This is a genomic window from Celeribacter sp. PS-C1 (genome assembly GCF_019429625.1).
Lineage (GTDB): Bacteria > Pseudomonadota > Alphaproteobacteria > Rhodobacterales > Rhodobacteraceae > Celeribacter.
In genome coordinates, this window is record NZ_JAHXRW010000017.1 from 30,565 (window position 1) to 42,721 (window position 12,157).

Annotated in this window: 10 protein-coding genes; 4 read left to right on the forward strand and 6 right to left on the reverse strand. The window is 58.4% G+C overall.

The genetic code is table 11. The features are described 5' to 3' along the window. Positions 1-428 precede the first annotated feature (428 nt). Both J5Y17_RS17935 and J5Y17_RS17940 read right to left on the reverse strand, forming a co-directional pair. The gene (locus tag J5Y17_RS17935) at positions 429-647 is read right to left on the reverse strand and encodes a hypothetical protein (RefSeq protein WP_219787236.1); all 219 of its coding nucleotides are present in this window, start codon (positions 645-647) and stop codon (positions 429-431) included. 248 nt (positions 648-895) lie between these two features. Further along, on the reverse strand, positions 896-2,794 hold the full coding sequence (locus J5Y17_RS17940; RefSeq protein ID WP_219787237.1) for an acyl-CoA synthetase: 1,899 nt from the start codon (positions 2,792-2,794) through the stop codon (positions 896-898). Positions 2,795-3,036: 242 nt separating this feature from the next. Here J5Y17_RS17940 and J5Y17_RS17945 point away from each other — a divergent pair, with 242 nt between their 5' ends. Then, positions 3,037-4,155, forward strand: coding sequence for a beta-ketoacyl-ACP synthase III (locus J5Y17_RS17945; RefSeq protein ID WP_219787238.1), 1,119 nt, complete (start codon positions 3,037-3,039; stop codon positions 4,153-4,155). Here J5Y17_RS17945 and J5Y17_RS17950 read toward each other — a convergent pair. From J5Y17_RS17950 to J5Y17_RS17965, 4 genes are all read right to left on the reverse strand, one after another. Next, positions 4,119-5,396, reverse strand: coding sequence for a DUF2254 domain-containing protein (locus J5Y17_RS17950; protein ID WP_219787239.1), 1,278 nt, complete (start codon positions 5,394-5,396; stop codon positions 4,119-4,121). The two genes, J5Y17_RS17945 and J5Y17_RS17950, sit on opposite strands and share 37 nt — an antisense overlap. Before the next feature lie 58 nt (positions 5,397-5,454). Beyond that, positions 5,455-5,730 carry a hypothetical protein gene (locus J5Y17_RS17955; RefSeq protein ID WP_219787240.1) on the reverse strand — a complete coding sequence of 92 codons (276 nt, stop codon included), beginning with the start codon at positions 5,728-5,730 and terminating at the stop codon, positions 5,455-5,457. 178 nt (positions 5,731-5,908) lie between these two features. Beyond that, positions 5,909-6,331: a peptidoglycan-binding protein LysM gene (gene lysM / locus J5Y17_RS17960; protein ID WP_219787241.1), complete on the reverse strand. Its 423-nt coding sequence runs from the start codon at positions 6,329-6,331 to the stop codon at positions 5,909-5,911. Positions 6,332-6,423: 92 nt separating this feature from the next. After that, positions 6,424-8,211, reverse strand: a complete 1,788-nt coding sequence (locus tag J5Y17_RS17965; protein WP_219787242.1) for an ABC transporter transmembrane domain-containing protein — start codon at positions 8,209-8,211, stop codon at positions 6,424-6,426. A 406-nt stretch (positions 8,212-8,617) separates the two neighbouring features. Between J5Y17_RS17965 and J5Y17_RS17970 the strand changes: the two genes are divergently transcribed. From J5Y17_RS17970 to J5Y17_RS17980, 3 genes are all read left to right on the forward strand, one after another. Then, positions 8,618-9,628, forward strand: a complete 1,011-nt coding sequence (locus J5Y17_RS17970) for an ABC transporter substrate-binding protein (RefSeq protein WP_219787243.1) — start codon at positions 8,618-8,620, stop codon at positions 9,626-9,628. Positions 9,629-9,709: 81 nt separating this feature from the next. Further along, positions 9,710-10,597, forward strand: a complete 888-nt coding sequence (locus J5Y17_RS17975; protein WP_219787244.1) for a proline/glycine betaine ABC transporter permease — start codon at positions 9,710-9,712, stop codon at positions 10,595-10,597. Next, positions 10,590-11,657 carry a glycine betaine/L-proline ABC transporter ATP-binding protein gene (locus J5Y17_RS17980; protein ID WP_255572204.1) on the forward strand — a complete coding sequence of 356 codons (1,068 nt, stop codon included), beginning with the start codon at positions 10,590-10,592 and terminating at the stop codon, positions 11,655-11,657. The genes J5Y17_RS17975 and J5Y17_RS17980 overlap by 8 nt, the downstream gene beginning before the upstream one ends. Positions 11,658-12,157: the final 500 nt, after the last annotated feature.

Consider the following 12,157-nt stretch of genomic DNA (forward strand, 5'->3'; position numbering starts at 1 on the left):
AGCGCATTTTGGTCCTCAAGAGATCATGAGCACTGATCGAGGGCCGCAGTTCACGTCCTGCGCTTGGACCGGCAGGCTACGCCGGCGGGTGTGCGCATATCAATGGATGGAAGAGCCGATTTCCCGACAACATCGTCGTTGAGCGTCTATGGCAGACGCGCAAAGACGAATGTGTCTACCTACGGGCTTGGAATACCGGATCAGATGCGAGGGTAGGCGTACGAAAATGGATGACCGTCTAGAACCGTAAACGACCACACTCGGCGCTTTGCGGCAGCCCACCTGCTATGGTCAATTGGCTGAGAAAAGACGAAACCAAACCCGATCAGCAGGAGCCGCGAGTGGCTTATACCACACGGAAATTTTTCCAGACGCCTGAGAGCAGCTCATCACGCAAATGCCGAGATTCGGGAATGGTCGGTATGAGATCAGGCGAGGGCGGCTTCGTCCTGATGCGCTTCTGTCGCTTGCTTTTGTGCTGCAGCGCGCTGGGCGTAGACCAAGACGGACGCGGCCAGAAGAGTCGCAGAGCCGACGATCGGGAAAATGATGAGGCCAGTCCAAAGCGGCAGTCCAACCATTCCAATCCCTGCAACTGTCGAGAGCGTTGCGGTGAGGAACGAGAGTAAAAGCAATCCGGCAATCATAGTCTGTCCTTTCGAGCATGTCTTTCAGGCAAGTTTGGGACCGTTGCGAGGCCTCTGTCCCATAAGGCGGTCTTCTCGTCTGTTGCCACGCTATGTGGCGAATTGGGCATAAAGATGGCCAACAAACATTGAAAATCTCTTAATCTCTGCAGATTCTCGGAAAATCGACGCAGTATATGCCTGTATATACACGCAAAGCCCCCGTGGGGGCTTTGACATAGGTTAAAATCTGCGATGGCGTGTCGGGCTTATTTGGCCCATTCCCAGGGGTTGGTGAACTGCCCCAGAACATGACTGACCTGTTCAGATTCGGCCTTGGCCTCTGGTGCGATCTGCGCGACGAGGCCGCGTTTTTTGTCGTCGATCACGCTCACGACACGCGCCTCAAGTCCTGCCTTTTCCAGCGCCGCATTATAGATGCGGGTGATGGCACGCTTGCGCAGGTCTGGTTTGAACACTTTGCCCACGGCGGTTTTTGGCAGCTCGTCCAGAATTTCGACATATTTCGGGATCGCGGCACGCTCGTGGATATGGATCTTCGCATAATCCATGAGTTCGTCCGAGGTGACCGTGGCGCCGTCGACAAGTTCGACATAGGCGCAGGGCAACTCGCCGGAATGCGCATCAGGCTGGCCGATCGCGCCGACCATGGCGATGGCGTCATGCCCGGCCAGAGCCTCTTCAATCTCGGCAGGGTCGATGTTGTGACCGCCGCGAATGATCAGGTCCTTGGCGCGGCCCGTGATCCAGAGGTAGCCGTCTTCATCAATGCGGCCCAAATCGCCCGTACGCAGATAGACGTCATGATGGAAGAGGTCGTGATTCTTGTCTTTCTCGGTATAGGTCGAACCGGCAAAGACGCCGGGACTGTCGATGCAAATCTCGCCCACTTCGTCGACACCGCATTCGACGGGGCCCTCGGAGGTGTGGCGCAGGATTTTCACGTCTGTATGCGGGAAAGGAATGCCGACGGAGCCGATTTTTTTGACGCCGCCCACCGGGTTCACAGAAACGAGACAGGTTGCCTCGGTCAGGCCATAGCCCTCGACCACCTCGACGCCTGCGGTCTGTTCGAACCGTTTGTAGAGCTCGACGGGCAGGGGGGCGGAGCCGGAGAAGGCCATTTTGACCGAGGAAATATCGGCGTCCACCTTGCGCTGCATTAGGACTGCGACGGCTGTCGGAACTGTGATGATGAAAGAGATTTTCCAGCGCTCGCAGAGCTTCCAGAAATTGTCGAACACGCCCTCGCCGCGATAGCCCGCGGGCGTCGGGTAGACACCATGGGCGCCAGAGGCCAATTGGCTCATCACGATCACCTGACAGGCGAAAACGTGGAACAGGGGCAGAGGGCACATGATGTTGTCTTCTTCGGTGAACAACAGGCGCGAGCCGATCCAGCCGTTGTAGATCATGCCGGAATATTTGTGCTGCGCGACCTTGGGCATGCCGGTGGTGCCGCCGGTGTGAAAATAGGCCGCGACGCGGTCCCCGGTGGAATCTGCGAATGTCAGACGATCAGCGGGGTATTTCGCCAGCTCGGTGTTGAAATCGAGCATATCGGCGTGATGCGCCCGCGCGTCGTCGTTCTTCGGGCGAATGAATGGCACGATCCATTTCTTCGGCGGCGTCAGATAATGCAGGAGGTCGACCTCGAGCACCGATTTGACATTGGGCGCGTGACGCACCGCCTCGGCGACCTTCTGCGCCACATCCGTCTTCGGGAAACTCTTGAGCGTCACCACGACTTTTGCGTTTGTTTCGCGCAGGATGGCGGCGATCTGTTCGGGTTCCAGAAGCGGGTTGATCGGGTTCACGATCCCCGCGATCATGCCGCCCAGAAAGGTCAGCACCGTCTCATTGGCGTTGGGCATGATATAGGCGACGACGTCCTCTTCGCCGACGCCAAGCGCGCGGAACATATTTGCGGCCTGGATGCTTTTGGCCAGCGTCTCGCGCCAGGTCATCGTCTCCGCCTTGTCCTTTGGACCGGAGGTGATCTGATAGGAAAAAGCCGGGCGATCCGGGAAGGTCGTGGCGGTTTTCACCAGCCGTTCGTAGATTGTGGTGGGCACATCGCGGGCCTCCCACGGCATTTCTGCCTCGATCAGATTGCGCGCGTTGAGCGAACTGAAATCGGACGGCATCGCTTCCTCCCTTTTATCCTTACCAAGGCGCCGTTTGTACCGGTGCCCCGTCTCCTCGCGAGCATGATGCTGGCAAAGCGGACCCCACGCAAGAGACCGGGATGGCCCCGCAACGCAGCGTCATATTGTGCGGGCGTCACCCCGACGCGACGTCACATGTTCGATCCGGCACCGACAGTGGACGTGGGGCCACGGTCTGACTAGGGTGCGTTGACTTACGCATACGGCAGGAGAGCGGTGAGATGAAAGAGGTTGTGGTCAGTGGCACGGGTGTTTTTACCCCTCCCTATTCGATTTCCAATGATGAGCTGGTCGAGGCCTTCAACGCCTATGTCGACCTTTATAATGCCGAACATGCGGAAGAGATCGCGGCGGGGACGGTCGAGGCCAAATCCCATTCGTCCTCAGAGTTCATCTTTGCCGCATCCGGCATCGAGAGCCGCTATGTGATGGAAAAGGACGGCATTCTGGACCCGACCCGCATGTGTCCGCGTTACGCACCACGTTCGGACGATGAGCCGTCGATGATGGCGGAGATGGCCGCCGATGCGGCGAGAGAGGCGTTGGCCGCGGGGGGCGTCGAGGCCTCTGACGTTGACCTGATCCTCTGTGCGGCCTCCAATATGGAGCGCGCCTATCCGGCGATGTCCGTGGAAATTCAGGCGCTTCTGGGGGCGGGCGGCTTTGCGTTCGACATGAATGTCGCCTGTTCGTCCGCCACCTTCGGCATCCAGACCGCGACGGATATGATCCGCGCAGGCTCGATCAAACGCGCGTTGGTTCTGTGCCCGGAGATCACCTCCGGCCACCTCGAATGGCGCGATCGGGATTGTCATTTCATCTTTGGCGATGTGGCCACCGCCGTGCTGTTAGAAGCCTCCGATGTGGCCACCAAGCCGCAGTTCAATGTGCTGTCCACCCGCTGCGCCACGCAGTTTTCTAATAACATCCGCAACAACAATGGTTTCCTGCGCCGCGCGCATGACCAAATGGGCGACCGCCGTGACATGCAGTTCATGCAGAACGGGCGCAAGGTGTTCAAAGAGGTGCTGCCGCTGGTCTCGCATCACATCGCGCAGCATCTGGAAGAAGAGGGGCAGGACCCGACCTCGCTCAAACGCATGTGGCTGCATCAGGCGAACAAGTCGATGAACGATTACATCGGCAAAAAGGTCCTTGGCCGCACGCCTGAGCCGGAGGAACAGCCGAACATTTTGCAAGACTACGCCAACACCTCGTCGGCAGGTTCAATTATCGCCTTCGCACAGCATCACGACGGGATGAGCGATGGCGATCTCGGGCTGATCTGTTCCTTCGGGGCGGGTTACTCGGTGGGCTCTGTGGTGTTGGAAAAGCTCTGAGCTGACACGCGTTCCAGTTCCACTTTTTCTCTCTCGAGTGACAAGGCGGCGCGGGCATAGTCCTGCGCGCGGTCTGCCATATCTGTCGCAGCGGCGGCCAGTGCTTCGTCTTTTGCTTCCGAGAGAGCGAGCAGGCTGTGGCGCAGGGTGCGGGTGACCTCGATCTGTCCGGCGCCGTCGCGGGCGGTGGCCGCGAAGGCTGCGTCGATGAGGGCCTGCGAGGACGGCGGCGGGCAGAACACACGCGGCGCACGCGTCGTCTCGGTCACCTCGATCCGAGCTGTGTCCCAAAACAGTGCAGTCATGCGCGTGATCGCGTCGATCGCGGTGCCGGGATCGTTGACGCCGGGGGAGAGCGCTTTCGAGGAGATTTCCGACAATGTGGTGAGACTGAATTCCGCATCGACCTCATGGGTGCGGGTTTTGCCGATGACAAAAGCGCGCGCCATTGTGCTCTTGTCTGATTTGGGCGGCAGGCCTGCGACCTGAGCCAAAAGCGTGCCTTCCAGTACGAATTGTCCGGGGCGTTGCAGCACGTAGATCAATCCTGTCTCGCCCGCGCAGTCATTCAGCGCGCGAGTGTCGACGAATTGGATATATCCGGTTTTTGGCGCCAGAAGCGGTTCTGTGTCTTCGGGCAAAAGGGTTTCAGGCGTCAGGAGATTGGCGCCCAAAGCGGGTTCCTTGCGCATGGTCGTCAGACTGCGCCGGGCTTCCTGTTCGGCCAGATCGAGACTGTTGTCGATGCTGCCAAGTTGGCTCAGATGTTCGATCCAGCGCAGCATGGCGACAATGATGATGACGACGGCGAGAATAGTGATCGCCATAACAACGATGGCCTCGTCATCGCCATAGAGATGGGTGCGAAACAGGATGATCGAGCTGAGCGCAAAGATGAACGCACCGATGAAGGCGGCGAGCACTGATTGCGTTGTCGTGTCCTGAAGCAGCAGGCGATGGATGCGGGGCGTGGCGGTACTGGCCGCCGAACTATGCGCGCTGACCATGACGTTGAGGGTAAAGGTCGACACCGCCAGCATCGAAGAGGCGAGAATGGTCAAGACCGGCATCACCGCGTCGGTGTCGATCCTCTGGCTCAATTCCTCGGGCATATAGTTGCGCAGCACCAGCGTGATGAGCGAGACCAAGAGAGACAATAGCGCATAGAGCGTTACGCGCAGCCAGAGCGCACGATAATAGCGTCGGAAGAACAACAGCGGTTTTCTCAGAATATCGAACATCGCGACGCCTTGTTTTGGGGCGGGCCTCTGAAAAGGCCCAAGTCTGGCCTATGATGGCTCATTCCTCTGGCGGATCAAGCCGATAGCCCTCCGACCATAATTCGCAAATGAAAAGCGTGGCCGCCGCGAAGCAGTGATTGGAGAGATCGTAAAGCCCGGTCTCCTGCCAGCCAGATAGATCGGCGGCGACAGTCGTCAGGGCAAACACCGCCTCCATCGGGTCGGGAGAGTCGGGGTCGGTCATCAGGCTTTGAAGCGTCGCATAGGGGCTGAGCCGGTCGGTCAGCAGCCGCTCCGTGATCCTCTCTTCGAGCCCTTCCTGCCTCTGATGCATATCCAAAATGAACAGCCCGCTGACTCGTTACGACACGACCAATGCTACTGTGTTTGTTTCCGCTTCTCCAAGCAACTGTTTCCTAAATGGAAATAATTGAGGGAGGGAACATCTCCAAGCGCCATGAGAAAGGGCGCCACGATGATGTGACGCCCTTGTTTCGCGATCTTTGCTGTGATCAGCCCTGCGGGATGATCAGCATCTGGCCCGGGTAGATTTTGTCGGGATCGGAGAGCATCGGCTTGTTGGCTTCAAAGATCTCCATGTAGCGATTGCCGTCGCCCAGAGCGGCTTTGGAAATCCCCCAAAGCGTGTCGCCCTTTTTGACTTCGTGGAACACCGGATCGGCGCCTTCGAGAGAGTCTTCGACAGAGGCCACGCCTTCGACATTGCCCGCCGCCATGATGATCTTTTCTTTGGTCACCTGGTCGGCCACGGTGCCGCCGAGCACCACCTTGTCGCCGTCGATAGCGACTTCGATGCCTTCTGCTTCGAGGCCGAGGGCCTTGATCTCGGCCAGAATGGCATCCGCATCGGCGGCTTCATCTTTTTTGCCAAACACCTTTTTGCCGGCGTCTTTTACAAAGCTGAACAGTCCCATCACTCATCTCCTGTTTAAGTTGTTACCCGAGACTATTCCTCGATTGTAACCGAATGAAAACGGGAAATTTTCGACTTTCTCTCCCCGAGCCTTTAGACACCGTTGGTGAATTGCAGCTTGGCAAGGCGCGCATAAAGCCCGCCTTCGGCGATCAATTCCTCATGGGTACCGGTGGCGACAATGCGACCGTCCTCAAAGACAAGGATACGGTCAGCTTTCTTTACCGTGGCGAGGCGGTGTGCGACGATGATCGTGGTACGCGTGCGGGCCATGTCGTCCACGGCTTTCTGAACCAGCTGCTCGGATTCGGAATCGAGGGCAGAGGTCGCCTCGTCCAACAAAAGGATCGGCGCATCGCGCAGGATGGCGCGCGCGATGGCGACACGTTGCTTTTGTCCGCCTGACAACATGATGCCGCGCTCGCCGACATAGGACTCGTAGCCTTCGGGCAGTTTCGAGAGAAACTCATCGGCGGCGGCGGCCTTGGCGGCTTTGATGACATCCTCCATCGAGGCGTCGGGGCGGCCAAAGCGGATGTTGTCCGCGGCGGATGCGGCGAAGATCACCGGGTCTTGCGGCACAAGCGCGATATGGCGGCGGAAGTCACCGCGCGCCATGTCGGAAATGCGCTGGCCGTCGATGGAAATCACGCCACTCTGCGGATCGTAGAACCGCTGGAGGAGTTGGATGATTGTGGATTTGCCGGCGCCCGAGGGGCCGACGAGGGCCACGGTTTCGCCGGGTTGGATGTCAAAGGACACCCCATCAAGTGCGGGCGTGGTTGGCCGCGATGGGTAGAAGAACCGCACATCGTTGAAAGAGACGGCGCCTTTCGCGGGTTCCGGGAAGGGCAGGGGCTGCGCCGGGTCTTTGACCGGGTCCTCGGAGGACAGGAGTTCGACCAGACGTTCGGTGGCGCCGGCAGCCCGCTGCAATTCGCCCCAAATCTCGGAGAGCGCGCCCGCCGCGCCCGCGACCATGATGGCGTAGATCACGAATTGCACCAGCTCGCCGATGCTCATCACGTCCGTGCGCACATCGTGCGCGCCGATCCACAAGACGCCGACGACACCCGAAAAAATCAGCGCGATCACGATGACGGTCATCGCGGCGCGGGTTTTGATGCGGGTGTGGGCGGAGACAAAGCTCTTCTCGGTGACCTCGTCAAAACGCGCGGCCTGTTGTGCTTCGCCGGTAAAGGCCTGCACGGTCTGGGCGGAGAGGAGGGCTTCGGAGGCGGTGCCCGAGGAGGAGGCGATCCATTCCTGGTTCTCGCGCGACAGTTTGCGCAGGCGGCGGCCCAAGACGATGATCGGCACGATCACGACTGGCACAATCAACAGAACAAGCCCGGTGAGCTTGGCCGAGGTGAAGAGCATCAGGATCAGCCCGCCCACCATGATGAGAGCGTTGCGGAGTGCCACGGAAATAGACGAGCCGATGACGGAGAGAATAAGAGTGGTGTCAGTGGTGATCCGCGACAAAACCTCACCCGTCATGATGTTCTCGTAGAACGCGGGAGACATGCGGATCATGCGGTCGAACACGGCCTTGCGGATGTCAGCGACGACACGTTCACCCAACCGGGTCACAAGGTAATACCGCATCCCGGTGCCAAGCGCCAAAGCGCCCGCAATCATCAGCGCTGCGCCGAAGTATTGATCCAAGAGGACCACACCCGCGTTTTGGAACCCGTCGACCACGCGGCGCACCGCAATGGGCAGGATCAGGGAGATGCAAGCCGTGATCACGAGCGCCACGAGCGCTGCGGCCATCAGACCTTTATAGGGATGGATGAACGGCCAGAGCTCTGCGAGCGCGCCGATCCGTTTCGATTTCTCGCGTTCGGCGGCATCCGTGAGCGTGCGGTCGGCGGCCATGTCCTGTCCTTATATATAGAAAGAGTAATGTTGTGGTGCATGACTGATAGTGTGCTGCCCCGCAGGGTGCAACAATTCCGGGCCGGATGTTTCGCGGCTGCCTAGATCATGTGCGGGTTTTGTTTTGGGGTGGTGTTTTTGCGCCATGCTAAAGAGGATAAATGCGACGCGGCTTTTGTGACATTTTGTCTACCTGGTTGCATCCCAGAAATCGATATGTTGGTTTACGGCCACGCTCCGCCGGATCGTGCCTCGGTGCCCATGACAGGGTAGGGGCCGGGGCGCCTTGGTTTCAGGGCAGCGAACGGCAAGCGCGGAGAAATCGCCCAATTCGGGGTGGTGACCGGCCCATGTGTCCTCAGTGACGGGTCGGCAAACTCACACGAAGTAAGCGGGAGTCCCCCTTATGAACAATAAAAAACTTTTTGCGGCCAGCATGCTGGCCCTTGGCACCATGGCCAGCGGCGCTTTCGCGGCGGATGAATGTGGTAGCGTCACCATTGCCGAGATGAATTGGGCGTCGGCCTCTCTTCTCGCCAATGTCGATGCGATCATTCTTGAAGAAGGCTATGGCTGCGACGTGGACATCATTTCTGGTGACACCACGCCGACCTTTACCTCGATGAACGAAAAAGGCGAGCCGGATCTGGCGCCTGAGCTTTGGGTGAACGCAGTGCGTGAACCGCTTGCGGCCGCCATTGAAGAGGGCCGCATGGTCTCTGCCCTCGAAGGTCCGATCACCGGTCTCGGCGAAGGTTGGTGGGTGACGAAGAAATTCAAGGAAGACCACCCGGAAATCGACACTGTCGAAAAGATGCTCGCGCATCCGGAACTGGTCCCTTACGTCGAAGACGAAAGCAAAGGCGCCTTTATGGGCTGTCCGGCAGGTTGGGGTTGCCAATTGGCCAACGCCAATATGTTCCGCGCTTTCGATATGGAAGAAAAGGGCTGGGTCCTCGTCGATCCGGGCTCTGCTGCTGGTCTCGACGGCTCTATCGCCAAGGCGGTGAACCGTGATGAACCGTGGTTTGGCTATTACTGGTCCCCGACTGCCATCATCGGCAAATACGACCTGCAGATGCTGCCGTTCGAAGCCGAATGGGCAGGTTCTGAAAATTGGGACAGCTGCATCGTGAAATCCGTAGATGAATGTGCCGATCCGCAGCCGTCGAGCTGGACGGAATCTGTGGTGCACTCCGTCGTGACAGCGCAATTCGCCGAAGAGAATGCGGTGACCATGGGCTATATCGAGAACCGTGTGTTCCCGGGTGACGAGATGAACGCCATGCTGGTCTATATGAATGAAAACCAGGCGACGGGTGAGGATGCTGCTTTTGAATTCCTCGCGACCAAGGAAGACATCTGGACCCAGTGGGTTCCGGCTGATGTCGCCGAAAAAGTGAAGGACGCGCTCTAAGAGCGGTCACGCAGATCAAAGGGGCCGTGTCCGAGGATGCGGCCCCTCGCGTATGCTTCACCTTATATAAGGACATTCTATATGGACTGGCTCATCGAATTTCCGTCGCTTGGGCGGCGTGACCTTTCGACTTTGCGGCAAACCGTAGATGACGGTTTCCGCACTTTCTCTCGGGCGTTCGGCGAAAGCCTCGAAGCCTTCTTCTCCCCCCTTCTCAAGTTTCTGATCTGGTTTGAGCACCTTTTGACCAATGCGCCGTGGCCCTTGGTCATCGGAGCGATTGCGCTTTTGGCTTGGCTTGGCTCGCGCAGCTGGAAAATCACCGTTGGCACCATTCTGGCGTTCCTCGTGATCGGATATTTCGGCATGTGGGAAGACACGATGGCGACGCTCGCGATGATTTCCGTCGCGACCTTCGTCTGCATCGCGGTCGGCATTCCGATCGGCATTTTGATGGCGCGCTCGAATATCGCGCAGCGCATCGTCACCCCGATCCTCGATGTGATGCAAACCATCCCGTCGTTCGTCTACCTCATCCCTGTGGTGATGCTCTTGGGCATCGGCAAGGTGCCGGGGCTTCTGGCCGTTTGCATTTACGCCATTCCGCCCATCGTGCGTTTGACCAATCTGGGCATTCGTCTGGTCGATAAGGACGTGATGGAGGCTGCTGACGCTTTTGGCGCTTCCGCGCGCGAGAAACTCTTCGGCGTTCAAATCCCTCTGGCTCTGCCCAACATCTTTGCTGGCGTGAACCAGACGATCATGATGGCGCTCTCCATGGTGGTGATTGCCTCGATGATCGGGGTCAAAGGTCTCGGCACGCCGGTGCTGCGCGCCATTTCCAACCAATATCTGGCGCTGGGCCTGATGAACGGTCTCGCCATCGTGGCGCTGGCGATCATTTTCGACCGGGTGAGCCAGACCTACGGCAAACGCCTGCAAGCTTACCGGGAGAGCGGTCATGACTGATACGACGGACACGACAGAGGTCAAAGTCTCCATCCGCAATCTCTACAAAATCTTCGGCGACAACCCGGCGCGTGCGCTGGAACAAGTCAAGGCGGGGATGGGCAAGCCGGAGCTGATGGATCAGCACAGCCACGCTTTGGGGCTCAACAACATCAACCTCGACATTCCCGCGAAGGGCATTCAGGTGATCATGGGGCTGTCGGGCTCAGGGAAGTCGACTCTGATCCGGCACCTCAACCGACTGATCGAACCCACCTCGGGCGAGATCTGGATCGACGGCGAGGATGTCTTGGCGATGTCTTCTGAGCAGCTCCGCGATTTGCGGCGCTTCAAGATGTCGATGGTGTTCCAGAAGTTCGGCCTGCTGCCGCACCGCACCGTGTTGGAAAACGCGATGTATGGTCTGGAGATTCAGGGCGTCGCCAAGGGTGAAGCAGATGAACGTGCGCGCAAATGGCTTGAGCGCGTTGGGTTGGCTGGGTTCGAGGAGCAATATCCCTCGCAGCTTTCGGGCGGTCAGCAACAGCGTGTGGGGCTGGCCCGTGCTCTGGCGACGGATGCGGATATTCTCTTGATGGACGAAGCCTTCTCGGCGCTCGATCCCTTGATCCGGACCGATATGCAGTCGATCCTGCTCGAATTGCAGGAGGAGCTGCACAAGACGATCATCTTCATCACTCACGATCTCGACGAGGCGCTCAACATCGGCGACTCGATTGCGATCCTGCGCGATGGTCAGATCATCCAATCGGGCGATCCGCAGGACATCATCATGCGACCGGCGGACGATTACATCACCGACTTCATTCGCGACATCAACCGTGCCAAGGTTGTGCGTCTGCGTTCGATCGCCCGCAAAGGCGCGACGGGGCAGGGGGAGACCTTGCGTGGTGGCATGTCGATTGAGCAGGCCTTGCCGAAACTGACCAGGGCGCCGGATCATACCTGCCCTGTGATCTCCCGAACGGGCGAGTCGCTTGGGGCGGTGTCCTTGGATGATGCGATCAATGCGTTGAAGCCTCTGGAGAGTGAAAGCGACGATGAGGTGCGCTACGCGTAAGCGTTAGGACGTCACGTAGATATGTGTTTTGAAGAAAGGGCGGGGGGCTACCTCGCCCTTTTCTTATGTGTGACTCGGTTGAGGTCAGGCGCGGGAGCGACCTACCGCGCCTTGCGTGATTCAATTGCGAGTCACTTTTCAAGGCGATTCAGTCATGAAACTCATCGAGAATCTTCTTATGCGTGTTTTTGTATTCAATCTTTACACGCTAAAGATGATATTTGGGCCGATTCAGCTGAGGTGACTCGCTGCGTTGAGGTCCGTTTTCGGACTATTAGGCGATTGATCGCGATTTCAGGGCAAAAAAGATGCGGAAAAAATATGCGCCAAAGCCAGTGAAATAAGGGAATTCCGAGAGGTCCCCCAAGTTTTTTCACTTTTCTTATAAAAAGCGCTTGCGGGTTCTGGGTGTTCGCCTTAGAACCCCCTTCACCGGCGGCGCAGACAGCGCAGCACGGGACGCCAGACGGACTGGCCGGGGTGCTCGAGAGGGTGACTTG